Source organism: Bradyrhizobium guangzhouense (assembly GCF_004114955.1).
GTDB classification, from domain to species: Bacteria; Pseudomonadota; Alphaproteobacteria; order Rhizobiales; family Xanthobacteraceae; genus Bradyrhizobium; species Bradyrhizobium guangzhouense.
This window is the reverse complement of sequence record NZ_CP030053.1, coordinates 5,706,584-5,730,132: the sequence shown is the minus strand read 5'-3', so window position 1 is coordinate 5,730,132 and position 23,549 is coordinate 5,706,584. Positions and strand designations below refer to the sequence as shown.

24 protein-coding genes and 1 pseudogene are annotated in these 23,549 nt (G+C 60.7%); 11 read left to right on the top strand and 14 right to left on the bottom strand.

Annotation, left to right across the window (positions count from 1 at the left end; all coding sequences use genetic code 11):
• Nucleotides 1-39: 39 nt before the first annotated feature.
• Together XH91_RS27395 and XH91_RS27390 are read left to right on the top strand one after the other, a co-directional pair.
• Nucleotides 40-738 (top strand): uracil-DNA glycosylase family protein, encoded by a 699-nt coding sequence (locus XH91_RS27395; protein ID WP_128953478.1) that lies wholly within the window; start codon nucleotides 40-42, stop codon nucleotides 736-738.
• Between the two features lie 299 nt (nucleotides 739-1,037).
• Nucleotides 1,038-1,454 carry a DUF5681 domain-containing protein gene (locus tag XH91_RS27390; protein WP_128953477.1) on the top strand — a complete coding sequence of 139 codons (417 nt, stop codon included), beginning with the start codon at nucleotides 1,038-1,040 and terminating at the stop codon, nucleotides 1,452-1,454.
• Between the two features lie 284 nt (nucleotides 1,455-1,738).
• Here XH91_RS27390 and XH91_RS27385 read toward each other — a convergent pair whose 3' ends face one another.
• The 3 genes from XH91_RS27385 to XH91_RS27375 all read right to left on the bottom strand — a co-directional run bounded on the left by XH91_RS27385 (nucleotide 1,739) and on the right by XH91_RS27375 (nucleotide 4,117).
• A complete protein-coding gene (locus XH91_RS27385; RefSeq protein WP_128953476.1) occupies nucleotides 1,739-2,278 on the bottom strand; it encodes a hypothetical protein in 540 nt (179 codons plus the stop codon).
• A 740-nt stretch (nucleotides 2,279-3,018) separates the two neighbouring features.
• Nucleotides 3,019-3,621 carry a ParB/Srx family N-terminal domain-containing protein gene (locus XH91_RS27380; protein WP_128953475.1) on the bottom strand — a complete coding sequence of 201 codons (603 nt, stop codon included), beginning with the start codon at nucleotides 3,619-3,621 and terminating at the stop codon, nucleotides 3,019-3,021.
• A gap of 205 nt (nucleotides 3,622-3,826) precedes the next feature.
• Nucleotides 3,827-4,117, bottom strand: a complete 291-nt coding sequence (locus tag XH91_RS27375) for a hypothetical protein (RefSeq protein ID WP_128953474.1) — start codon at nucleotides 4,115-4,117, stop codon at nucleotides 3,827-3,829.
• A gap of 205 nt (nucleotides 4,118-4,322) precedes the next feature.
• Here XH91_RS27375 and XH91_RS27370 point away from each other — a divergent pair, with 205 nt between their 5' ends.
• A complete protein-coding gene (locus XH91_RS27370) occupies nucleotides 4,323-4,568 on the top strand; it encodes a FitA-like ribbon-helix-helix domain-containing protein (protein WP_128953473.1) in 246 nt (81 codons plus the stop codon).
• Nucleotides 4,565-4,741 (top strand): annotated as a pseudogene (locus XH91_RS27365) (PIN domain-containing protein); the annotation flags it as partial. The gene XH91_RS27370 and the pseudogene XH91_RS27365, both read left to right, overlap by 4 nt.
• 250 nt (nucleotides 4,742-4,991) lie before the next feature.
• Here XH91_RS27365 and XH91_RS27360 read toward each other — a convergent pair.
• Nucleotides 4,992-5,366 carry a helix-turn-helix domain-containing protein gene (locus XH91_RS27360; RefSeq protein WP_128953472.1) on the bottom strand — a complete coding sequence of 125 codons (375 nt, stop codon included), beginning with the start codon at nucleotides 5,364-5,366 and terminating at the stop codon, nucleotides 4,992-4,994.
• Between the two features lie 33 nt (nucleotides 5,367-5,399).
• Nucleotides 5,400-5,678 (bottom strand): type II toxin-antitoxin system HigB family toxin, encoded by a 279-nt coding sequence (locus XH91_RS27355; RefSeq protein WP_245477225.1) that lies wholly within the window; start codon nucleotides 5,676-5,678, stop codon nucleotides 5,400-5,402.
• A 336-nt stretch (nucleotides 5,679-6,014) separates the two neighbouring features.
• On the opposite strand from XH91_RS27355, the gene XH91_RS27350 reads away from it, so the two are divergent.
• Nucleotides 6,015-6,260: a type II toxin-antitoxin system VapB family antitoxin gene (locus XH91_RS27350; RefSeq protein ID WP_128953471.1), complete on the top strand. Its 246-nt coding sequence runs from the start codon at nucleotides 6,015-6,017 to the stop codon at nucleotides 6,258-6,260.
• A 554-nt stretch (nucleotides 6,261-6,814) separates the two neighbouring features.
• Here XH91_RS27350 and XH91_RS27345 read toward each other — a convergent pair.
• The 5 genes from XH91_RS27345 to XH91_RS27325 all read right to left on the bottom strand — a co-directional run bounded on the left by XH91_RS27345 (nucleotide 6,815) and on the right by XH91_RS27325 (nucleotide 13,841).
• Complete coding sequence (locus XH91_RS27345; RefSeq protein ID WP_128953470.1) at nucleotides 6,815-7,042, bottom strand: hypothetical protein; 228 nt, start codon at nucleotides 7,040-7,042, stop codon at nucleotides 6,815-6,817.
• A 56-nt stretch (nucleotides 7,043-7,098) separates the two neighbouring features.
• Nucleotides 7,099-7,278 carry a hypothetical protein gene (locus XH91_RS27340; RefSeq protein WP_128953466.1) on the bottom strand — a complete coding sequence of 60 codons (180 nt, stop codon included), beginning with the start codon at nucleotides 7,276-7,278 and terminating at the stop codon, nucleotides 7,099-7,101.
• A gap of 254 nt (nucleotides 7,279-7,532) precedes the next feature.
• The gene (locus tag XH91_RS27335; protein WP_128953469.1) at nucleotides 7,533-10,421 is read right to left on the bottom strand and encodes an NHLP bacteriocin export ABC transporter permease/ATPase subunit; all 2,889 of its coding nucleotides are present in this window, start codon (nucleotides 10,419-10,421) and stop codon (nucleotides 7,533-7,535) included.
• A complete protein-coding gene (locus XH91_RS27330; protein WP_128953468.1) occupies nucleotides 10,418-12,583 on the bottom strand; it encodes an NHLP family bacteriocin export ABC transporter peptidase/permease/ATPase subunit in 2,166 nt (721 codons plus the stop codon). Before XH91_RS27330 ends, XH91_RS27335 begins: the two co-directional genes overlap by 4 nt.
• Nucleotides 12,576-13,841, bottom strand: a complete 1,266-nt coding sequence (locus XH91_RS27325) for an NHLP bacteriocin system secretion protein (protein ID WP_128953467.1) — start codon at nucleotides 13,839-13,841, stop codon at nucleotides 12,576-12,578. Before XH91_RS27325 ends, XH91_RS27330 begins: the two co-directional genes overlap by 8 nt.
• Before the next feature lie 144 nt (nucleotides 13,842-13,985).
• Here XH91_RS27325 and XH91_RS27320 point away from each other — a divergent pair, with 144 nt between their 5' ends.
• The 4 genes from XH91_RS27320 (at nucleotide 13,986) to XH91_RS27305 (ending at nucleotide 15,989) form a co-directional block, all read left to right on the top strand.
• Nucleotides 13,986-14,606, top strand: a complete 621-nt coding sequence (locus tag XH91_RS27320; protein ID WP_245477223.1) for a hypothetical protein — start codon at nucleotides 13,986-13,988, stop codon at nucleotides 14,604-14,606.
• Nucleotides 14,607-14,774: 168 nt separating this feature from the next.
• Nucleotides 14,775-14,954, top strand: coding sequence for a hypothetical protein (locus XH91_RS27315; protein ID WP_128953466.1), 180 nt, complete (start codon nucleotides 14,775-14,777; stop codon nucleotides 14,952-14,954).
• Between the two features lie 56 nt (nucleotides 14,955-15,010).
• Entirely contained in the window at nucleotides 15,011-15,238 is a 228-nt protein-coding gene (locus tag XH91_RS27310) for a hypothetical protein (RefSeq protein ID WP_128953465.1), read from the top strand.
• 535 nt (nucleotides 15,239-15,773) lie between these two features.
• Nucleotides 15,774-15,989 (top strand): hypothetical protein, encoded by a 216-nt coding sequence (locus XH91_RS27305; RefSeq protein ID WP_128953464.1) that lies wholly within the window; start codon nucleotides 15,774-15,776, stop codon nucleotides 15,987-15,989.
• Between the two features lie 609 nt (nucleotides 15,990-16,598).
• Here the strand turns inward: XH91_RS27305 and XH91_RS27295 are convergent.
• Nucleotides 16,599-16,871, bottom strand: a complete 273-nt coding sequence (locus XH91_RS27295; RefSeq protein ID WP_128953462.1) for a hypothetical protein — start codon at nucleotides 16,869-16,871, stop codon at nucleotides 16,599-16,601.
• Between the two features lie 560 nt (nucleotides 16,872-17,431).
• Between XH91_RS27295 and XH91_RS27290 the strand changes: the two genes are divergently transcribed.
• Nucleotides 17,432-17,707 carry a hypothetical protein gene (locus XH91_RS27290; protein WP_128953461.1) on the top strand — a complete coding sequence of 92 codons (276 nt, stop codon included), beginning with the start codon at nucleotides 17,432-17,434 and terminating at the stop codon, nucleotides 17,705-17,707.
• A gap of 53 nt (nucleotides 17,708-17,760) precedes the next feature.
• Here the strand turns inward: XH91_RS27290 and XH91_RS27285 are convergent, their stop codons facing one another.
• Entirely contained in the window at nucleotides 17,761-18,498 is a 738-nt protein-coding gene (locus tag XH91_RS27285) for a metallophosphoesterase family protein (RefSeq protein ID WP_128955013.1), read from the bottom strand.
• Between the two features lie 577 nt (nucleotides 18,499-19,075).
• Between XH91_RS27285 and XH91_RS27280 the strand changes: the two genes are divergently transcribed.
• The gene (locus tag XH91_RS27280) at nucleotides 19,076-20,509 is read left to right on the top strand and encodes an undecaprenyl-phosphate glucose phosphotransferase (protein WP_128955012.1); all 1,434 of its coding nucleotides are present in this window, start codon (nucleotides 19,076-19,078) and stop codon (nucleotides 20,507-20,509) included.
• A gap of 56 nt (nucleotides 20,510-20,565) precedes the next feature.
• Here XH91_RS27280 and XH91_RS27275 read toward each other — a convergent pair whose 3' ends face one another.
• Entirely contained in the window at nucleotides 20,566-20,862 is a 297-nt protein-coding gene (locus XH91_RS27275) for a hypothetical protein (protein WP_128953460.1), read from the bottom strand.
• A gap of 452 nt (nucleotides 20,863-21,314) precedes the next feature.
• Nucleotides 21,315-23,546, bottom strand: a complete 2,232-nt coding sequence (locus XH91_RS27270) for a Wzz/FepE/Etk N-terminal domain-containing protein (RefSeq protein ID WP_128953459.1) — start codon at nucleotides 23,544-23,546, stop codon at nucleotides 21,315-21,317.
• Nucleotides 23,547-23,549 lie beyond the last annotated feature (3 nt).

Genomic DNA, 23,549 nt, shown 5'->3' with positions numbered 1-23,549 from the left:
TAATCAGAAGCACGTAGGCTGTCGACAGGGGAGGTAGGGGTGGACAAGCAAGCCGCCATGGCGATGCTGGTCGCAAAGCGTCGCGCAGAGGCCGGCGGCCGCTACCATCATTTGCACCTGTATGACGGTGGACGTTGGGACTTTGATTTTGTGGTACCCTGGACCAAGTCGGCATGCGATCTGGATGCGGACCTCATGATCATTGGGCAGGATTGGGCTTCTGACGATTACCTCCGGCGCAACGATGATGCGAAGCAGCGTGCGGATCGCGCCGTCACCGGACAGGACGCCCATCTCGCAACCAACCAAAACCTAAAGCGCCTGCTGGCGCAGCATTTCGGCCTTTGCTTCTCGCAGACCTATGCCACCAACGTTCTGGTCTATATCAAGCCAGGCAAGATGAGCAGCAATGTCCCGATGAGGGATCTGCGCGCCTGCGCGCTCGCCTACACTTTGCCTCAGCTGGACATCGTGAAGCCGCGGATGGCTCTCTGCCTCGGGGCCAAGACATTCAACTCGGTGAGGTCCGCCCTGGGCTTTGCACCGCTGCCATGGCGACACGCCTGTCTGCCCTCCGCGCACACCCGCATCGGCCCCACAGAACTTTACGGTGTGCCGCACACCGGCAGCTGGGGGACGAAAAACGCGGGCGGCGATGAAGCGATCGACCTCATTTGGACCAATCTCGCTCGCCGATTTCATGAGCTTGCCACCTCGCCTCAACAGCCGGCGCCCTAGACGATCTCTAGGAGCGTATCTGAACGGCGGCGCCGGCAGCGTGACAGCGCGCTCGATCCAGAACATCGGTGCGATCATTGAGCCAGGCGCTGATTTCAGCTATAGAGAGCGTGCCTCGCACGAGAGCCGGGTTGAGCCCATCTGGGCTTTGCGTGATGCACAAACCCGACCTGTAGTGCGCAAATGATGGCGTGACGCCTGATGGGGCCGAGTTCCTGCTTGCAGGGATTTGGCGAACCCGGAGGCCACGCCATTTTTGTGTTGTGTGTCCTCCCTGACATCGGTTTTGCGAGGATGACATGAGCCGTAACGCCAAGGGACAGTTCGAAAAGGGTATCACGGGCAATCCGAAGGGAAGGCCGCGCAAGCAGCTGCGTTCAATCTCGGATGAGGAGGTCCGCCGCGCGTTCTTCGAGGCCGAGGATACCTTGGTCCCGATCGTCGTTGGAAACAAGCGCGAGATGATTCCGGCAAGCGTTGCCATTGACAAGCAGCTGATCTTCAAGGCCGCCTCAGGCGACCCGCGATCGATGATGTTGTACTATAAGCGAAAGGACCGCTTCGTTCTTGAATACGTGGAGCAACAGATGAGGAACTTGCGGGCCCTTGTCGAGGCGCAGGAGCGCATCCGTGACTTCCCCGAAGACGTCACGGACGAATTCAAGAGAGCCGTGCAGCTGCTCCAGTTTAAGATCGACAAGAGCTATTTGCTCTAGCTCGGCGCGTACCCTCTCGCGCGCGAGAAAGAGGACTGCTAGAGGCCGACGAGGCAGGCGAGATGTTCTCCCCGAGCTCGCTCGCAATCCGGTACGGCGCCCGCGTCGCCCGTGATATTGGCGCCGATTCGATTACGATTCAGGTAGCGGCACTGTTGTGTTCGTTGTCGCCAGCGACGGCACGGAAGATCGCGCGGCACGCGGTTGTCAACGTCTCGCGTCTTTCCTCGGGGGATGGGAAAGCCCGCCAAGGCGGGCTTTGAGAGGTGGCAAAACGATCGCCTTTATTTTTGATCGACATTGCTGGTGCCGGAGCCTGGTGTGCCGATCGGCAATCCGTTCGCCGCATGACCGACGCCGACGCCAGGTCCGCTGACGGCGCCAGGTGTTTCAGATGAGGGAAGCGTCTTGGCCCCGGTTCTCGCTTGTTCAGCCGGGGTCATTTGCTGGCCGCCTTTGCCGTTGTCGTTGGCACCATTGGTTGCGGTGATGCCCGATCTGTCGGTCCCGTTCTGGCTCGCCCCGTTCGCTGGAGCTGTTCCATTTAGTGTTGGTGGCTGGACGTTCGGGTTTGTTGCCGACGTGTTGGTATGAACGCCAGTCGTGGTGCCGCTGGTGCCCATGCCTGAGGGTGCTGAGGGGCCGCTCGTCGCGCTGCTAGACGAGGTGCCGGTGCCGGCGCCTGAACTGGCGGCTGCGCCGCCGCCGCCACCGCCCCCACCACCCCCGCCTTGAGCAAGCGCAGGCGAGACAATTGCGAGCGAGAGTGCCGCTGTAAGAAGTAGAGCTTTTTGGTTCATGATCTGCTCCGATTTAAAGAACATCAATCATCGGTAACATCCGGTTGTTCCTATCGGATTTCGTCTCCGTCGATGCCTCGGGGGCGCTGTCGCGTTTGCTGAAGACGACCTCTCGATATTGCGATCACCAACGGCTTCGAGCCTCTCAACCGCGTCTTTCAGCCGGCGGACCATGTTGATCAAGCGCAGCAGCAGTTCGCGTCTGTCTTGACGCTGACAGATGACCACAAAGCCGCACAAATCCTCGAAGCGTCCTCAAGTCGGGAAAGCCCGTCCTCGATTACGATGATGGCAGAGAAGCTATCGGCGCCCGACAGCGCACCCCCGCCGCTGCGATTTGATTGATCCGTCTCGGAACTGACCGCGAAGCTCGATCAAATCCGGCTCGACCATACGCGACGGCGTCGCCTGGAGGGGAATTGGATAGACGGTGCAAATTGCGGTTATCTTTGATGGGCGAAGATCATCGGCGTTTGCTCTGGACGGCGCTAGCGAACGGCGCCGCTGCGCAGATTTACTGCGCGGTACGATTGAGCCCTGAAGCCGTCCTGCTCGGCTCCTGTTCGATCCCTGTTTGAGACCTGTAAGCTACCTGTTCTGATCGTGTCGGTGTATTTGCGCAATTAAGAGCAAGCCGCTGAATAATTTAGCGTTCTATTCCTTTGGGCCTTGCGGATAGCCAAAATCGGGATCCTTTACAGGAGGCATCAGGTCGATTCGGGATGACGATGCTCGCTCAGCTCGTGCGTGATCTCGCTCACCGGCTAGTACGCACACCAACCTTTGACCGAAACCCGGTCCAGGAATTGCGCGTCACGCGCATCGCCACATCCGACGCGGTGCTGGCCGAGAATCCAGATATCCCCCGGCTTCGTCCTTGGCGTTGACGGCGGCGGTGGAATGATTTCGTCATCGGTATCCGCCGTGGATTTGGAGAGAATGACGTCGATCTCGCCGGTCGAAAAGCCCGTGAGGGTTGGGTCAATCTCGAGATCGATCGAGGCGAGTTCGCCCAGCTCTTGTTGGAGGATCTCCACGTCCCATCCCGCGTTCAGCGCGATCTTGTTGTCGGCAAGTCTAAGCGCGCGCTTCTGGGTCTCCGAGAGCCCGGAGAGAGTGATGGTCGGCACCTGGACCATGCCCAGGGCCTTTGCGGCCTGAAGCCGGCCATGGCCTGCGATGAGGTGGCCGTCGGGATCGATCAGGATCGGATTGGTGAATCCGAATTCCCGGATTGACGCCTTGAGCTGCTCAATCTGGCGCTTCGGGTGCGTTCGCGCATTGCGCGGATCCGGGATGAGATCGCTGGGCGAGCGATAAATGAGGGAGAGCTGCGTGCAGATGGGAAGCGGGAAAGAGTTGTTCATGAGCCGCAAATAGCGCGAACATCTCTATTGGACGATATCCACGCGACGGTTGCGCCCGGATTGTTCACCGATTTCACGCTAAAGTCAGATCAAGACAATGCTTCGCGGCGCGGGATCGGACCATCCCACTACTATCAGTGCTGCGGGCGCGACGGCGGTCGGATCAGCCGCGATCGCGCCTCACCTCATTTTGCTGGCGTCAACTTCAGTAGAGATTGGGCTTTTTCGGAGGCTTTGAACCTCCACCCCCACCCGAGCCTGGATTGAGGTTGGCGCTGTGGTCGAAGGGATCGTTGCCCTCATAGCGCGGAATCGGAGGAGGTTCTTTCGGTCCGCAATAGTTGCAAGGCGGACGCGTCGCCAAAGTCGTTGTGTTGGAGACGCCCGGGGTGGTGTGGACGGTGGGCGCGTTCATGAAGGTGGCCGCATCGACACTGGCGCTGATCAGCGACAGGGAGGCCACCAAAAGCGGGACGGCGATAGTGCGGTACGACATGGCATCATTCTCCACGATGGACGATGCCTCTTGGTGCCGCCCGAGAGCGGCCGCGTTCGATCGGGGGTGTGAGCCAGCTCACAGTGAATCCGCTATCCACGCCTGCGATCCTCCTCTCTGTCTTTGTGGGGCATTTCGGTCTGCGCGCAAACACTTGAAGATGCTATATTGATATCGATGAAATCGTTTCCCCGGGGATGCTTCCATGGCCACCGTTACCATCCGAAACCTCTCCGAAGAGGCGCATCGCGCCCTAAAAGCCCGTGCGGCACGGCACAATCGCAGCACGGAAGCGGAAATGCGCGCCATTCTGGAGGCCGCCGTCCGTCCCGAGGGCCGGTTGCGGCTCGGCACCGCTCTTTCCGAGATGAGCCGGAAGATCGGACTCACCAATGCCGATGTCGAGGCACTTGAACATGGCAGTGCCGCTGAGCCGATGCGCTTCGAATGATCCTGCTCGATACCTACGTCATCTCCGAGGCAATGAAGCCCGCGCCGCATCCATCGCTCCGTGATTGGCTCGATGCTCAGGTTGCCGAGACGGCGTTTCTTTCCAGCGCCAGCATCGCCGAGCTGTTGTTCGGCATCGGCGCTCTGTTGCGCGGCAAGCGCAAAGGGCAGATTGGCAGCTGTGCTCGGCCGGCCCCATGTCTGCGCCCAGACCGAGATCGATCGAAAGGCTCCGAGGCGAGAGCTACTTGAGCCGGCTTCCACTGAATTCATCAAATGGTTGCATCTCGCCCTTTCACCAGTTTCGTGCGTTCAGAGGTCATCATAACGGACGACGAGGCTCGGCTTGTGATTTGGCACGCAAGACGCGAGGAGCGCGTGATTGCGCTCCTCTTTCCCATCGAAAGTCATGGTGCCGATTGACCTAAGCGGCAACACTTTCACTTGCGGAAATCAGCAAATCTGCCGGAATGTGGAAACGGTCCCGCAGACGCTTCACCATCGTCATGCTCAATTCGCGCTTGCCGGACATGACCTCACTGACGCGGCTCGCAGTGCCAAGAAGTGGCACAAGATCGGCGCGCGTCAGACCATGTTGCTCCATCAAATAGGTCAACAAATCGGGCAACGCCGGCGCTTTGCGGGGCCATCGCGCGCGTTCATACGCCTCGATAAGGCGAGCCTGCGCTACCATGCGCGCTCGATCGTCAGTCGCGTTGGATTGCAGCAGCTTGCCGACAAGCGCCTTGGCCGCCTCATGATCGGCCTGGTTCTGGATAATTATCAATGTTGCTTTCATCACACCGTCTCTGCGTTCACCTTGTCATAGTCTTCATGACTGCCGAAAAAGGCGGATCATCAACACGCCATCACGATATTGAACCATGGCGATCAGGCGGTAGTCATTGGCCTTGATGTTGAATACGACGCGTCCCCCCTTCAGGATGCTGGCCTTGGGATGCGATCGCTTCACCTGTTGCGGCGTCCGCCAGTCCGAAGCCTCCGCAATCGCCAGCCATGCCCTGTATTGCGCGCGCGCCGCATCGATGCCCCGATGACCGGAGCGCTCGGCAAAATAGCTCTCAACAATGTCTGTGCCGATTACCAGCATGGAAGGATACTACCATTTTTTCCCAAAAATGGAAAGAATATTTCCATTTTTGGGAAGGTCATGTTGTCGGCCGCTAATGACCACTGACCAGGGATTCCTGCAATCCGGCGCACCCCGTTCACCGCCGCGCCAGCCGATAAGAGATAGGCCCAACCGGTATTGGGCCGGATGTCATGGCGGGCGGCTTACCTGAGGAAGGCCGGCCAGTCCCGCGATGCAGGCAAGTTGACGATCCCCTGTACCGCTGCGTGCAGGCATTCACCCGACAAACTCCAGCTGGCCGAGTACCTTGCACGCGGGGTAGATAGGCATAAACTGATGGGTAGAAGGTAGAGCATGAGCCTGAGCATCAAGAACCCCGAGACACATCAGTTGGCGGCCGAGCTCGCGGAACGCATGGGAGAGTCGCTGACGGCCGCAGTGACGATCGCTGTTTGCGAGCGCTTGGAGCGGGTCCGTCGCGAACAGGGCGTGCGCTTATCGGTTCGTTTGGTGAATATCGGCCAGGATTGCGCCAAGCGACTCAAGGAGCCGTATCGATCCTTGGAGCACGGTGACCTGCTCTATGATAAGCAGGGATGAGATGCTGCAATGAACGAAGCTGTCCGAAGCTCGGAAATGCTGCGGCTTGCGGCCAAGTATGTCTGGTGGACGCCGCCGGACGTCGTTGTCTCCGAGGGAGCGCGCAGGCTCGTTGCCAGTTGATGGAAATGGGGACCCGGGAAGAAGCACCCGCGCTGATCCCACCAAATCCTCAAGCGCCACAGAACTGTGACCGCGCCATTCATTTCCTTGTTCGCAGCCTGTTGTCGGCGATAACAGGAAACTGTCATTTCCTCGGCCTGAGCCACAGGAAACGCGTCGCAATTGCGCCGGGCGCGCATGGATTTGCCCGGGACAGCGTGTTCGTTCGCGCAAATCGCGAGAAATTCCCTGTTATGAGATACGAGCCAGGTCCCTCAAGGAGCGGCAAGCTTCTTCTACCGATAATCGCGCCGCGCTCGCACAGCACAAGCGCGCTATCCGATCGCTCCTGCGCGACGCCGGAGTAGGGCGCGCACTCACTAAGCGGCCGAAATGAAAGAGGCCGCCAATGAGACGGCCTCCAAATCTCGAACCACGTCGAGAAGACGGACTCAGAACGGCGGCGTCCCCGGCCCCGAGCCCGGGCCAAACGGGCCGCGCAGGTTGCCCGGGCCCTGCAAGCCGCCAGCGATGAAGCCGCCAACCCACAAGACGGCATCCTTGATGGCGCCGCCGATGGCACGGAAGGCGTCGCCGAGCCAGTTGCCGCCGACGACCGCTTCGAGTTCCGTATCGTTCAGTTCGATGATCTCAGGCTTTGCATGTCTTGGGTTCAGCATGTTGGTCGCTCCTCTCCAAATGATGGATGTGATGGATTGTTTGAAGGCGCTGGTTCTCAGCGGTGGAAGATGCCACCCGGCAGCCAGGGGTTCGGACCCATGGGCTGATGGGTCGTGATCTTCCCATCCACGATCCACGGCCCGATGCAGCCTCCGTCATTGATGAAGCCGCCGCACACAGAGCTCAATTCGCGATCGTCCAACTCTCTACGGTCTTGGTTGCTACGCTCGGTCATTTGTGTCTCCCGCTGTTGTGGAGGGTCCATCCCCTCTCATCTCGTGGCCATAGCAGTACCGCAGCCTGTGCGCTTAGACCGTGAGACGGGTCACAGAGGTCAGAGACTGGAAATGACGGCCGGTTCCACACTGCCGTTCCAGTGGGCGCCATCATGGTAGAGGCTCGGAAGGGCGAGCGGTGAGCTAGGCGCTGAGGCCCAAAACCAGTTCGACCTGCTTCTTGAGAGTGAGCGGAGAGCGGCTCTGCGGCGGATCAAAGCATCTGCCGCTGCGCGAACGCTGCAAAGGCACCTGCTGCGGCGGTCAATTCCTCGAACGTCCCGGCTTCGACGATCTTGCCGTCAACCAGCACGATGATCCGGTCCGCGTTCTTGACGGTGCTCAGCCTGTGGGCGATGACGATCCGGGTGACGTTCAAATTTTCCAGCGCATCGCTGACGATGGCCTGGGATCGATTGTCGAGCGAGCTCGTCGCCTCATCGAACAGCAGGACGCGCGGACGGCGCGCGATGGCGCGCGCGATCATGATGCGCTGCCGTTGTCCCCCGGAGAGAGTACTGACCCCTTCGGATATCTGGGTCAGCATGCCCATTGGCATGGCCTTGATGTCGTCCTCAATTCCGGCAAGTCGGGCGGCGTCCCACACCTGGTCGAGCGGAAGCCGAAGTCCACCACAAATATTTTCGTAGATGTTGCCATTCGCGAGCCGAGCGCTCTGCAAGACAACGCCGAGCTGGCGCCGCAGAGCACTCACATCCAGCGTCTCGATCGATTTTCCGTCGTAGAACACCGCACCCGTCTCCGGCCACTCGAAACCGAGCAGCAGCCGAAACAACGACGACTTGCCGCTTCCGGAGGGACCGACGATCGCGACATATTCGCCCGGCGCGATCTTCAATGAGACATTATCGAGCACCAGAGGGCCGCTGGACAGATAGCGGAACGAAACGCGCGCAAGCTCGATCGATCCAGACAGCTCTCCCGGCGCCTTTCTGTCGTCCGAGATCTCCGTCGGGCCGGCGATGAGGGGACGCAACCGGAGCAGTGGCGGTATCGCGATCAGCGCTTCACTGACGCCGCCGGCCCATGAGCCGACGGCACCCATGGATTGCCCGAAGGCGGAAAAGAAAGCGAAGAATCGGCCGAGATCCGTGAGCAGATTGCTGTTGGAATAGGATGCATAGGCAAAGATGATCAGCGTCGCGATCGTCGGAAATGCCGTCTCGAACGCGCCAAGGCCGTTGCTGGCGAGCTGCGATGACACGAAATATTGCTTTTGCGTCGCGAACTGCTTCGACCAGATCGCAAGCGCGCGCCCGGTTGCCCCCGACACCCGCAGTTTGCCGACCCCCGTCAGCAATTGGAGGACGAAACCGCTGACCTTGCCCTGCTGGTTGAAGTGCTTGTTCTCGAAATAAAGCCGCAGCAGGTTGGTCGAGATGATGGCGGCCGCCCTGACGAATGTCAGCCCGATCGCGAGCAGCGCCAGTTTCGGACTATAGTAGATCATCAAGCCGAGGCTGAAGATGCAGAATAGGCCGGCGATCATGCCGCGGAGCGCGTGGCCGGTCAGGGCACGGCGTGCGGCGTCGATGCCCATTGCGCGGTCGACGAACTCGCCCGTCGTGAATTTTCGGAAGACGGCAGTTGGCAGCCTGAGGATGCGATCGATCATCGCTGACTGTAATCGCCAGTCGATCAGCGCTTCCATGCGGAGCATGACGAGGCCCTGCATGACCTGGACGCCGGCGACCGAAAGGGCCGTCAGGCCCAGCGCGAGGCCACAAAAGACGAGCTGGTCGAGTTCGGATCTCGGGATGATCGAACTGATCAGCAAATTGGTGACGAAGGGCGTCACCAGGGACAGAAGCCCGATCACCACGACCACCAGGGCGATGCGCAGTCCGCTGCCACGCGCATAGCGCAAGGCAAATTGCAGGAGCTCCCTGAACTTCAGCGGGCTTGACGGCAGCGGCGGATACAACATCGCCGCTTCCGGAGCAATTTCTGCCGCCACGCTGCGATTGACCGACAGGCGTGCCTTCGTCAGTGGATCGATCATCACGTAGCCACGACGTGGCTCATAGACCAGGGCGATGGGCTCGCGCTTCTCGCCGAACCAGCCGACCAGCGGGCCCGCGTCGGTTCTCCACCAGTCCGACCGGAGCAGAACCTGCCGGAGCCGCAGCCGGGACTCCAGCGCGATCTGCGCGAGCCCAGCGAATTCCTGCCGGCTGCCATCCGCCCGCCCGGAGATCGCGATCGGCATTCGCATCGCGCTTCCGACGAGCTGGCAGGCGCCCGCAAGTCGATCGGAATAGGATGCATCGACCGCGTCATGATCGAAGCGCCGCACGATAATGCCGGACAGGCGATCGAAGGCTTCCATGGACTGCGACGCCGCGAGGGCACTCCGGCTCGTCAGCCGCTCGCTCTCGCTTTGCCTCTCGTGAACCAGAATGCGTTGGACGCAGGCAGCAAAGCTTTGGTGAAACTGATCGACCGCCGGCCAGATCGCGGCCGGCGCTGCGCCGTCTGCGACCACGCCGCAGCCTTCCGCGCCCGCCTCGACCCACAAGCCTGACGTGAGCGGCAGAGGCCGGCTTCCGGCCGCGCATGGCGGGGAAATGCCTATCAGCTTGAGATCGCCGTGCTCTACCGTCAGCCATAGCAGGCCGCGCATGGGGCCGCGGCCGCCTTCGTTCGGTGCAAGTTCGGCCTTGCCTTCCGGCAGCTCGGGGATTTGCCACAGCGGTGCAGGCCCCGCGACGAAGCGTGCGAGCCGTTCGATCCAGCGCATGACCTGCGCGGGAGGCAGATCGGATCTGGACCGCGCCGTCGCCCTCGTGCCTTCGGTCCCCACTGCAATGAAGCTTGCGCCCCGTCCCGTTGATGCGGCGATCTCCGGGAGATCGGCGACGATGTCGCCGCTTTCGATCCGAAAGAGATGGTGTCTCTTCCCGTATTCGCCCTCGTCGGTATCGACCGCGAAGATATCGAGATGACCGGTGACGACCTCGAACACGTAACCGTGGTGATTGAGCGAAATGGGCCTGCGACCATCGAGCGTCAGATCAATCGGAAGTTCCGCCGACCTGACGAGGCTCGCACCCGACACGATGTTTTCAGCCGGAGGGATCATTCCTGGGACACCAGCCTCGCATATTCGCCGTGCTGGGCCAGCAGGCTTTCATGCGTCCCACGCTCCACGATCTTGCCCTGCCTCAACACGATGATCTCGTCGCAATCCCTGATCGTGCTCAGACGATGTGCGATGATGATGCAGGTGCAGCCGGTGCGGCGCAGATTTTCGTCGATCGCCTTTTCGGTGACCGGATCGAGCGCAGCCGTGGCTTCGTCGAGAACGACAACGGAGGGACGGCCGACGAGGGCGCGCGCGATCTCGATGCGCTGTCGCTGCCCGCCGCTGAAATTCGTTCCCCCCTCGCTCACATAGGAATCGTAATTGCCGGCCCTGATGGCGATCTCGTCCTGGATCTGTCCGTCTTTCAGCGCTCTGGTGAGATCGGCGTCCGGCGTCGTCCGGTCCCAGAGCGTGAGATTGTCGCGCACCGTGCCCTCGAACAGGAAGATATCCTGATCCACATAGGCGATGGAGTTGGCGAGGATTTCGGGTGGAACGTCCACAAGCAGAGCCCCGTCGATCATTATCTCTCCGGCCCAAGGCTTGTTGAGGCCGCAAATCAGGCGTCCCAGCGTCGATTTACCGCTTCCGGACGCGCCAACGATCGCCACGCGCGATCCCGGGCTGATGTTGATCGAAAGCTCGGAGATGAGGGGAGGCTCAAGCAATGAATAGCCGAACTGCACATTCTTCAGTTCGATGCGCCCGGCAAGCTTGGCGGGAAAGCGTCCTTCAGATCCGTTCTGCTTCGGCTTGTCGCCGAGCGGATAGTTGTAGACATCCTCGAGGCGATCCAGCGCGCCCCGGATCAATTGAAAGGAGCTGGCCTGATTGACCAGCGTCGCGACGGGCTCCGAGAAGCTTGCCATCAGCGACTGGAAGGCGACGAGGCTGCCGAGCGTCAGCGATCCTTCGATCACCCGCAGGCCGCCCAGGATGAGTATCGCCGTCATGCTCAATCCGGAGATCAGGGTCGGGATCATGTCGAGCAGGATCGACGAGGAGGCGAGCTCGCGCTCGGCATTGAGAAGCTTGGCGTGGACACCGGACCAATGTCCGAAAGCCTCGTCCTCGAGGCCGCTGGCCTTGATCGTCTCGATGGTCCTGACGATGCTGACCACCGCTCCCAACGACTTTCCTCGCTCTTGCGAAAGACCACGGCTGAGGTCCTCCCGGCGCCGATGCGACAGGCGCAACGACAGGACGTTGAGCATCGACAGGGCGACGCAGATCGCTGCAAGCCAGGGATCGTAGACCACCATCGCGAACGCAAAGAAAACGACCGAGGTGAGGTTGAGCACGTTGGCCGCAACGCCGCCCGCAAGCAGCCGCGCAATCTGATCGTTGGCCGCAACGCGCGTCGCGATATCGCCGGCGTGGCGCTGCGTGAAGAACTCCATCGGCAATGCCATCACCCGCCACAGAAACCGGCTGATCATCACCACCGAGAGCTTGGTCTGCAGCCGCAGCAGCAGCGATTGCTGGAGCAGCGTCAAGGTCGTCCGGATCAGAGCGGTGACGGCCATGCCGACCAGCAGCGGACGCAACCACCCGTCCAGATGCTGGATCAGGACGTCGTCGATGAAGATTTTCGAGAAGCTCGCGGCCACGAGGCCCGGAATGACCATGACGAAGCTGAGCAGGACGAGCAACCCCACGGCCGCCTTTGAGCCGCGCAGCTCACGGACCAACAGGCGCAGCCCGCCGGGCTTGCTTCCTTGCGCGACGAACGCCGCCGTCGGCTCCATGGTGAGCACGACGCCGGTAAAACTCCTGTCCAGCTCGTCGAGGCCAATTCGCCTGCGCCCAAAGCCCGGGTCGTTAATGTAGGCGAACTTGCCATCGATCCCATCGAGCACGACGAAATGATTGAAGTTCCAGTGGATGATGCAGGGCGTCGGTGTCGCGCGCAGCGTCGCTATTTCCTGCCGGAATCCCTTGGCGGACAGGCCGAAACGCCGCGCGGCCCTGACGACGTTGCTGGCCTTGCTGCCGTCGCGCGATACGCCGCATTCGACACGCAACTGCTCGAGCGGCACCCATCGGCCATAATGCGCCAGCACCATGGCGAGGCAGGCAGCGCCGCATTCCGCCGCCTCCATCTGCAGGACGGTGGGTGTTTTCTTGACCCCCGGACTAGGCTTGGCAAAGCTATCCATCGATCCCGGTCAGCTTCCTGATGAGAGGAACAACGAGATCCAGGGGACGCCGATTTCGGGTGGTGATCTCGGCCTGGGCCATCGTGCCGCTGGTCAGGTGCACCGGAGGTCCTTGACCGACAGCCCATCGATAGCCGCTCGTCGTCGAGTCGTCCTTTTCCAGGGATACGGTGACGGCATAGGGTGCCCCGTCGTGGGAGAACACCTTGACCAATTGATCGTTGTGAAGCACCGCGGTCATTCCCTGCGGAGTCACGGGAAACTCCGACACGCTGGAGACCGTCCCGATCATCATGCCGAACTCCTCGCGCTTGACGGTGCTGGGCGCGATGCGCACCTGGGAGCCTGGCTTGACGCTCTTGCCTTGCTCGGCGGGGATATAGATGACCGCTTCGAGCTTCGACCCCTCATCTTCAATCGCGACGACTGCCGTGCCGACGGCGAGGACCGAACCGGTCGATATCTTGATCTCCAGCACGCGCCCCGTGATCGGGCTGATGACCTGCGAATTGCGTCCCAGGGTCCCGGCGAGTGCCTGCATCTCGCGGCGCGCGTTGTTGGCCGCGAACTCGGCTTGCTGCAATTCGTGCTCGCGCTGGGTTTCGAGATCGGATTGCTGCGCGTGCAACTTGAGGATCTCGTTCTGCGAATCCGTTCGCCGCTGCTGCGCCTCGGTCAACTCGAGACGACGATCCTCCAGCGTCTTCCGCGTCGTCAGGCCCTTGGCCATGAGCTGCTCGAGATTCTTCACGTCGACGTCCAGGGACTGAACGCGCTGCCCGGTTGCCTCGATGACCTTGTTGAAGGCCGCTTCGAGCTTGTCGAGATTGGCGGCTTTGACGGCGAGCTCCGACCTCACCTTCCCGGCCATGTCATCATGCTCGCGCTGGCGCTCTTTGTAGGTCTCGACCGCGTTTGCGTATTTCTGCTCGATATCGGTCTGCGAGATCTGCGCGATAACCTGACCACGCTCGACATGGTCCCCGACGGAAATGCTGAGGGAAGCCAGCCGTCCTTCCGCGGCAGAGACTGCATCGACAACGCGGCCGCTACCGACCAGAATGCCTTGTCCCGACACGCGCGAGGGAATCCGGCCGTAGATCCCCCAGATAAGCGCCGCAATCAGTGCGACCGTTACGACGACGGCCAGGATCCAGTCGGCCGGCTTGGTAATCGCGACGAGATGGTCGAGCTCGTCCGGAGACGCCGCGCGCTGCAACGCGCTCGCACGGAAAATATGTTCGGGACCGTCGGCCACGGTTGAAATCCCTCGCAAACGATCTCGGCGCAATAACTTTCAGTTCGTCAAAGATAGGCCTGAAAAGACCGGCGCAAGCGCCAATGATACATAGGAGACGATTTTCCTACAACGGTTCCGATTCCCCGCGTTCGTGCAGGGCTCATGGAAAGAATGGGATTGAGGGTTCCATGGCGCAGCGCTATTGTCGGCCTCGAGGACGGCGGCCTTGTTGACGCAGAAAATTCGAGCGTCTCAATGAGATGGCAAACGGACAGCGTGAAACGTGCCGGAGCAGTTCGTGTGATTGCCACCCGACTGGCGTTGCAATGCTTGGGATTGCTGGTCGCAACCAAAATGTGCGTGGCCGGTGTTCTGAGCCCCGCCGACTTGAAGCGTGTCGAAGATCTCAGGCCAATGTTCGCCGGCTTGATGGCGGATCTTGTCCAAACCTCCAGGCGGACCGACATTCCTGCTGTGGACGCGGATTGCGTCAAGGCCACCGTACAAAATCTGGTCGAGATTTCCCAAGAGCTATCCAGTTACGAATATCTGATTACGATCGAGAAGGAGCTGACGAGCGTCAGCGAAAACGACCCCACTCGGGATGTGGTGAAGTTTGCCATCGAGCAGTCGACCAATATTCTTTCCAGCCAGCGTAAGAAGATCGCGCAACTTCCCGACCAATGCACCAGATCAGCCGTAGCGTTGGCAAAATCCCAGCAGGCCCTCCAGGTTGTTGACGCGACGACCGGGGTTCTGAATTCCATTCGCTCCCGGCTTTGACTGGCGGGAGCCAAGCTTCTCCGAGGCCGAACGCTTCGGTTCCCCCTCCAAATTGCCCACCCAGCGGCACCTCTGTGACCCGTCTCACGGTCTGAGCGCACAGGCTGCGGTACTGCTATGGCCACGAGATGAGAGGGGATGGACCCTCCACAACAGCGGGAGACACAAATGACCGAGCGTAGCAACCAAGACCGTAGAGAGTTGGACGATCGCGAATTGAGCTCTGTGTGCGGCGGCTTCATCAATGACGGAGGCTGCATCGGGCCGTGGATCGTGGATGGGAAGATCACGACCCATCAGCCCATGGGTCCGAACCCCTGGCTGCCGGGTGGCATCTTCCACCGCTGAGAACCAGCGCCTTCAAACAATCCATCACATCCATCATTTGGAGAGGAGCGACCAACATGCTGAACCCAAGACATGCAAAGCCTGAGATCATCGAACTGAACGATGCGGAACTCGAAGCGGTCGTCGGCGGCAACTGGCTCGGCGACGCCTTCCGTGCCATCGGCGGCGCCATCAAGGATGCCGTCGAATGGGTCGGCGGACTGATCTTCGGCGGCCTCCAGGGCCCGGGCAACTTGCGCGGCCCGTTTGGCCCGGGCTCGGGGCCGGGGACGCCGCCCTTCTGAATTCGCCAGCCAAGAGCTGCTCGCGAGTCTGGAGGCCGCCTCAAATGGCGGCCTCTTTCACCTCGGCCCAAATCCATTTCCGTGGGGCCCCAGATGTTTTTTCAATGCAGTTGATAGACAAGGAGCCTTACATGTCCATCGTCGAGCGCGTTGCTCGGTCGAGTCTTCTCGTCACGCTCACTCTGTCATTGAGCACTGCAGCCGATGCTGGCGGCAGGGGCCAGATTGGCACGAGCGGTACGTTTGGGCCCAATGGGTCGACCAATGTCGTGGTGCGCGACCATCGAGGTGATGCTCCTCCCGGTGAGATCTCGGTCTATCCCCCGTGCACGAGTTCATCATGCCGGCAAGGCGGCCTCGGCGGATGGCCAGCCCAGCAACAGAACCACCAAACTGGAGGCGGCGGACAGGTGAACGACCATCGGACTGGTCATTAGCAAATACGTCCCCGCGCCGGGATGAGGTGGACTTCCACGGGGCCTCAAGGACGTGCAACTAAATCGGACTCGCATCGGTATTCGTGTTACTGCCAGGGATGACAAAGCTCATCATCGTTGCGCTTCTCACCATGGCTCCGGCTCTGGCGCAGACGGGCGTACCCTCCACCAAGCCGCTTCTCACCGATCGCGAACAAGTCAAGGCCGATCGCGCAAAGGCCGCCGAGGAAGACAAGGCCGCAACGACGGCCCGTCCCTGGGATCGCGATGCGGACGGCAGGCGCCCCTGGGAGCGAAAGCCGGAAAAGCCCTGACGGCGACAGTATCCCTGTTACGAGCTCGATCGAGCGATTGCGAATTGGAATCATAAGGGGCGAGGCCGGGCAGCAATCCCGGCTCTCCGTTTGCGCAAAGGCCGGTCTTGGCTGCCTGTCATTGCTCGGATCGAACAGTCTCTTGTTCTTCTTCGAACGGCCGACCCTGCATAATGCCGCCGCAGCTGTCTGTGTCATTCAGTCGCGCCGAACAGCCCGGCCGCTGTGTTAAAGCCGGGCATGAAAAAATTCCTTTTGATGACGCTGCTTATCGCGACGCCGGTGTCCGCCCAGAGCGATCAGCCGGCACCGCCTGCACCCTTGACCACGCGCGAACAGGTTCAGGCGGATCGTGCGCGAGCGGCTGCGGAGGAGAAGAACGCTCCGACGGCGCGTCCCTGGGACAGGGGCGCGGATGGCAAGCGGCCTTGGGAGCGAGGCGCGACGGCGAAATAGCCGCTCGAGGTCAAACGCCGGTCTTGCCGCGACGCGCGGCGCATCAACAAAGCCTCGAGCCTGCAAACGAAAACCGCCGCTCCCCGATTGATCGGCGCTGCGGCGGTCTCCTCGTCGATCAATGCTGATCTCGGCTGGGTGCGCTTCCGGCGCTCACCGGACGTACCAGTATCCCCACCAGCGCTGCGACACAGGCCGCGCTCCCGCCTTCATCGCCGCCACCTCTTCGACCGGGCGGAGTTGGGGGCCGTAGATCGCCGGCGGATAGACATCATCCCACGGCACGTATCCCGTCTGGACGTAGACTGCCCGATGATGATGGTGGATGGGTGCGATCGCGAGCTCCGCGGCCGGAACCGCGTTCGGCGTCAGAACGGCGCCTAACGTAGCAAGAGCAAGCGAGGAAATAAAAAAGCGAAAGTTCATTGGCTCGAACCTTTCTCAAAAAACGGTACTGAATAATGCGACGGTCGCCGCAAGGTTGCAAGTGGATCGGGCGATCGATCGGGAATCCTACTTGCGGAAACGCTGGGTTGCTCGAGCGGCCCGGGGGCCCCGAGTCTTGGAGACCCTTCTCCGCGGCAGAGCTGAGGCCAGGCGCGCCGTCGTCCATTTGAGCTGAAAGTTTCGGCAGAAATTTTCCGGCGCGGAAGAGCAGTGCGGGTTGAACAATCTTTCAGCCGCAAGACGCGCCAGGAATCATGATGTCGACACACTACTCACTCTTGATGCGTGACAGACTCCTCAGGACGAGCTCTCAATGGTTTCTGCTCTGTCTCCGCATCGTTCTTCTGTTCCGGGCTGGCCTTGGGATACGCATTGCGCGCCTGGGGTGTCCGACGGAAGTTGGCAAACTTGTTCACCTCCCCCTCACGCCCATCAGCGAGACCTGCTCCGACCTCGACTTTCGGACATGCACGACGGGCTTTCTAGGTTCCGTCGAGTCACGTCGTAAATGCGTTTCACATTCATCTAGAGGGGATGACATGAGTGAGCCGAAGAAGGATGCGCCGCGGCGCTACATCATGGATGGTGCCGGCCAACGTGTCCTGGTCGGTCTGACGATTTCAGAGACAATCGAGTTCGAGACTTTAGAGAGTGGGGAAGTCCGCCCGGGCGCTGGCATGCTTGCCAACGAGTCTGGGATTCGTCAGCACAAGCATAACGAGCGTTGGCTCGAACTCTACGTCAAACACGAGCGGGCCTGGAGCAATTGGATGGCTGAGACCCGCGCCCGGCTGACGCCTCACTTGCTCAATTAGGTCGTGCGCCTTTTCGCGCTCGTCGAGGTCCATTGGGTCTTTGGCCGTGCATTTCACACCGCCAGCATTCTGCTTCCCTGGATGCTCATCAAGGTCAGATTGCCGGTGGCATAGGCGCCCGTATCGATGTTGACTCGGTTCGCCAGAAATTCGGCACTCCGGACCGGCGTGTGGCCGTGGACGATATATTTTCCGAACTGCTCGTCGCTTCGCAGGAACTCTTCGCGAATCCAGAGCAAATCGCGTTCGGTCTGCTCTGCCAGGGGGACGCCCGGGCGGACGCCGGCGTGAACAAAGAAGAAGTCCCCGCAAGTAAAGCTCAACCGCAAATTGTCCAGGAACTCCAGATGCTCGGTCGGCATGGCGCGAATTAAATCGCGCAAGACCGTTGCCGGTTCGTCTCGTCTCAGATCTGGCGGCGCAAGCCCGTAGGACATCATTGTCTGGGCTCCGCCGACGCCGATCCAATCCTCGAACAATGAGGGGTCCTCGAAGATCCTCACCAGAAATGCCTCATGGTTGCCCTTGAGGAAAACCGCATTTCCCCGACGGCTTCGTTCGACCAGGATATCGAGGGTCGCCCGCGTGTCCGGCCCGCGATCGATGTAGTCGCCCATGAATATCTCGATGGCATAGGGAGGCCGACGGTGGGCGACGTCGGCGTCAATCACCCGCAACATCGGTTGAAGCAGATGAGCGCAGCCGTGAATATCCGATATCGCGTAGATGCGAACACCATCCGGCAATTGCGGCTTGAGAACTGGCAAGGACGGTCTCGCACCGGAGATCATGGCGCGTTGTCGGTCGCGAGGTCGAGAGACGCGGGCACCAGAGAATTCCAATCGAACGAGAGCATCGTCGGCGTGCTTCTCAAGCTTGATCTTGCCAAAAGGAAGGCGCGGCAATTCTTGCCCACTGGCCATGCAACGATGCCTGCATAAACGAGGCCAGCCCGCATGAATGCATTGCTGCTGCAGTCGCTACGGCGAAAGATGCACGTCTCGATGAAAATCGATGATGCGTCCGGAGGTGGTATTTCGAGGAAATTCTCGCATTCGATCGGGTACATTTTCCGTGTGGAGTTTCGTGCCTCAATGCTGAGCTGAAATCGGGCTCGCGCAGCTTCTGTGCGTCGCTTCGATGCGGAACTTGATTCAAAATAGGGCAGCGCGTCCGCGGATATGTCAGCACTGTGACGCGCTTCCAAGCGCACGCGAGTCAGAAACCGTTCTTCGTCGTGCATCGCAAAAGTTTTGCGTGCAGCGCCACAATGTCGCTGCGATCACTGCACACGTTCTGCAAGGGGAAGTGACGAATCTTCAGCATCACGATGAGCGTCAGACACTCTCTCGATACGTAGAGGTTCGAATGGCTGTTGCAACTTATGGTTCTGAGAAGGCTTACTCGCCGTCATCGTCGCGCGGCACTGCCCTTCAGCGACCATTTCAGATCGTGGTTATCGCCGCTGATTTTCTGCTGATCCTGCTGAGTTACGTCGCCGGCTCCGCCCTCTACGGCTTTGCGACGGCATCGACTGCCGACGGCGCTTCGGTTGGCGCCGGATTGATCGTCGGCCTTGTGTTCGTCGCGCTGGCCTACTTCCAGGAGGTCTACGCAACGCATCGCCTGCTGAATCTCGTCTGGCAGATGCGCAAGGCCGTCTTCATCTGGCTGGTGTCGCTGACAGTCCTTGCGGTTGCGGCGTTCCTCTTGAAGTCGACGGACAATCTGTCCCGCGGCACAGTGATTATCTTCGCGGCGATGGGCGGCCTGGGGCTGATCAGTCTCCGCTTCGGCTGGCAGGTCGTGCTCGGTACGAGTTTTGCCAGAAGCCGCCTGGTTGATCGCAAGGTGGTGCTTCTGAGCCTCAAGCCGCTCGACTTCACGTCGGGCCGTTTCAAGGATTTGCGCAGGAACGGCTTCGACGTCGTGCGTCATTTCGTGCTCGGAATCGACGAGAGCGACGACGGCCATTGGGAGCGTGAAGTTCGGGATGTCATCCGCCAGTCGCGCCTCGCGGATGTGGATGAATATCTTCTCGCCATCGACTGGAACGAATTGCCGATGCTTCGAAAGCTAGGCCATTACCTCCGTGCCGTACCGCAGCCTGTGCGCCTTTTGCCTGATGATTCCATCGCCGATATCGTCTCGCGCCCGTTCCTGCCCGTCAGCGGGACCGTGGCGGTGGAGATTCAGCGGCCGCCGCTGAGCATCTTCGAGCGTTTGCAGAAGCGCTGCCTCGACGTCGGCGTGGCGATATTCGCGCTCGTCGTCCTGACGCCACTGCTGCTGACCGTCGCCATGCTGATCAAGCTGGACTCGCCCGGAACCGTCATCTTCCGGCAGTCGCGCCGTGGGTTCAATGGCAAGCCCTTCGATATCTGGAAGTTCCGGACGATGACCGTTTCCGAAAATGGTCAGACCATCGCCCAGGCGACGAAGAAGGATGCGCGGGTCACAAAGATCGGGCGCTTCCTTCGCATGACGAGCATCGACGAATTGCCGCAACTCTGGAACGTCTTGCGCGGCGATATGTCTCTGGTCGGGCCGCGGCCGCACGCCCTGGCTCACGACAATTACTATGACGAGCTCATCAGCAAATATGTCTACCGCCATCACATGAAGCCCGGCCTGACCGGCTGGGCTCAAGTGAACGGCCTGCGCGGTGAGACACCGACGATCGATCTGATGGAAAAGCGGGTCGAATACGACGTCTGGTACGTCAGCAATTGGAGCATCTGGCTCGATCTGAAGATCATGGCGCGGACGACGTCAGCCGTGATGTTCCAGGAAGCCTATTAGGCCGCTTTAAATCACAAGCCAGAAAATTCGTCGGGATAGCCGGGGCTGCGCTCCGGCTATCGGCTGCCGTCTTGCCGCGACTTCCCGAACAGCCGCATGATGGCATCGCGCAGCGCGAGCAGGGGCGGCACCAGCACGAAGAACGCGCCCATCGCGACTGAAGCGACGACATGGCGGAGGGAGAACGGCTCGTCTTGCTCGAGTTCCCGCTGGCTCGGATCGATGGGGGCCGGAGAAAGCGTGGTCGCAAGCGGCCTCGTCTGCCGCCGCGGCTTGCGCGGGGGAACCACGATCAACACGAAGAGGATGTTGAGCAGGACCCAAATTGACAAAACAGTGAGGACGATCAGCATCCGAACCCACCAAAAACGAGCAATGAGTATGAGCTCAACTTAGCCTCAGGGAACTCGAAAGAAAAGATGCCTAAGCCTGCGGCTGCCGTTCATCAGTAAAGATCACGGCAGCGGCAGCGACCAGATCGCATCCCGGACCATCTCGCGACCGCCGGTTGCCCGTCAATCCCGGCTTTCAGCTAAGGTAATGGTGGCGGGATGTGGATTCCGGACGAATACGGAGGCCGGCCCCGGGCGTCGCGCTGCGCCCGTCCTGCTCGCGGCAGCTCTCAAATTCGTTGTGTGGGAACAGGTCGATCCGCTGGTTTCGGAAGCAGCGGCGAAACGAAAACGGTCGGCTCGCGAGGAGCCGACCGGCGGATTGTTCTGGTGCGGCGGCTGACCGAAGACGGCGGGCCGAATTGCTCACAAGCTCCCCTGCGCCGGTCGAGGCCGGCGAGGCGACGGCGCGCTCAGGCGTGCTCCACATAGTAGCTGTTATGGTGCTTGCCCTTGTAGGCCTCGATGCGCTTGAGCATCTTCGGGTTGGCGCGATTGAGAACGGCCCCCAGTAGCTTCTTCTGAAGGACTTCCGAGCCTGAAATGGACTCTTGGAGGGCGGATCGCGTCGTCTGTCCCCATTCGATCACGTAGACCATCGCATCGATGAGCGGGCTGAAGGCCTTGGAGTCAGCGACCGGCATCACCGGCGCAAGATCGATCACGATGTACTCGTAATGCTCCCTCAGCGATTTGAGCAGCTCGGCCATGGCCTTTGAGCCGATCACATCCGCCGAATTGACCAGGCGCGAGGCAACGACCGACGGCAGGAAATCCAGACCCGTCTCCTTGCTGCGCTGGACATGGTAGCCGAGGCTGGCCGGGTCGTTCAGCGTCTCGACGAGTCCCGTCTTGGCGTTGGGCGCGAGCTCACGGGTCAATGAACGCGTGTGCAGATCGCCGTCGATCAGGAGGGTGGGGTGCCCGGTGAGGGCGATCAACTGGGCGAAATTGGCCGCAACCGTCGTTTTTCCTTCCTTCGGCAGCGATGACACGATGCCAATGACCTTGATTTCCCGCGTCAGTCGCGCGACGTCGATCGACACCTTGATGTTACGCAGCGTCTCTGCAAACCGCGAGAACGGATGGTCGACGACGTAGCGGGAGAGATCCGGCGCGCTGCCGGTCGCGGACTTGGAAAGTAGTGCGCTTGCCTTGCTTGGGGGGCGGACGTCGGGGAGCACGCCGAGGCACTTCACGCCGAGCTCCTCCTCGACCTCGCCAGGGGTCCGCAGTACGTCGCTCAGGAATTCGCGGGCGAACGCGCAGCCGAATCCCAGGCAGAGGCCGCCGACCAGGCCTCCGATCAACGCCAGGACCGTGCGCGGCGAGCTCTTTCGATCGGGCTTCGTCGCGGTGCTGATCAGGCGCGCCTCGCTGAGAGGAAAGCTCTGATTTTGGGTGGCACTCTGGAGCTTTTCCAGGAAGTTGTTGTAGAGATTGCGATAGGTGTCGGCCGCGCTTTCGAGGTCGCGCAGCTTCACTTCCGCCTGGCCGGTGTGCCCCGCTTGGGCGACGAGGTCCTTCACGTTCTTGTCAAGCGATGCTTCGCGGCTCTTTGCGATCTCATAATCGCTGCGATAGGCGTCCGCGATCCGGTGGATCTCGTCCGCGATATTCTTGCGCAGCTCCTCCATCTTGTTGGCGAGATTGATCGTCGCTTGATGAGTTGCGCCGTAGCGTCGTGACCAGTCAGAATATTGGGCCTGAAGGTCGAGATATTGGGCGCGCAGGCGCGTAATCACCGGGTTGTTGAGCGCATCCGTCACCGTCGTCTGGGCGACATCCTGGTCCGAGATTGCATTGATCCGGTCGAGGCGGGCTTTGGCTTCGGCCGTTCCGGCCCGCGCCTGAACCAGCTGCGTGTTCAGATCGGACAGCTGCTGTTCGGACATCAATCCGCGGCTGGTCCCGACAATATTGTGCTCTGCCTTGAAGCTCTGCACCGCCTGGTCACTTGCGGTCGCCTGCTCGCTCAGCTCGACGCTGCGCTGCTGCAGCCATTCGGTCGCACGCTTGGTGGACTGATATTTGGCCTCGAGCGCGCCCACGATGTAGGCATCAGCGATCGCATTGGCGATCTTGACGGCCTTGTCGGGTGAACGAGCCTTGTAGCTGAGAGAGAGTACATAGGTCTGCAGGACGCGCTCGACCCTGAGATTCTTCTGGATCGCCTCGACCACGGCATGCTCGATGCGGTCCTGCGAGGGCGGTTCGCCGGATTCGAACAGCGACATGATCTTGCCAAGGACGACGGCGAGCGCGCCCGGATTGGAGCCGTTGAAGTCGGGGTCTTCGGTCAGATGCAGGCGGCGAACCACCGACAGGATGAGATCGTCCGAATTGATCACCTCGACCTGGCTGTCGACAAAGCCGGTATCGATGAGAGCGCTGTTGGTTCCGCTATCCTTGTCCAGAACCTGGGTCTGGCGCGTGTCCATCATGATACGGGCATTTGCCGTGTACATCGGCTGGGCCGTGGCCAAATAGACCAGCACCAGCGTAAGCGCGGCTGCGACGCAGGTCGCGATCACGGGCCATTGGCGGCGAAGCACGTCGGTCACGCGCTCGAAGCTCAGGACCGCTCCGCCAAACTCAATGGCAAACCTGTGACCCGACTGGAACTGTTCTCTGGGCTGATACATCTG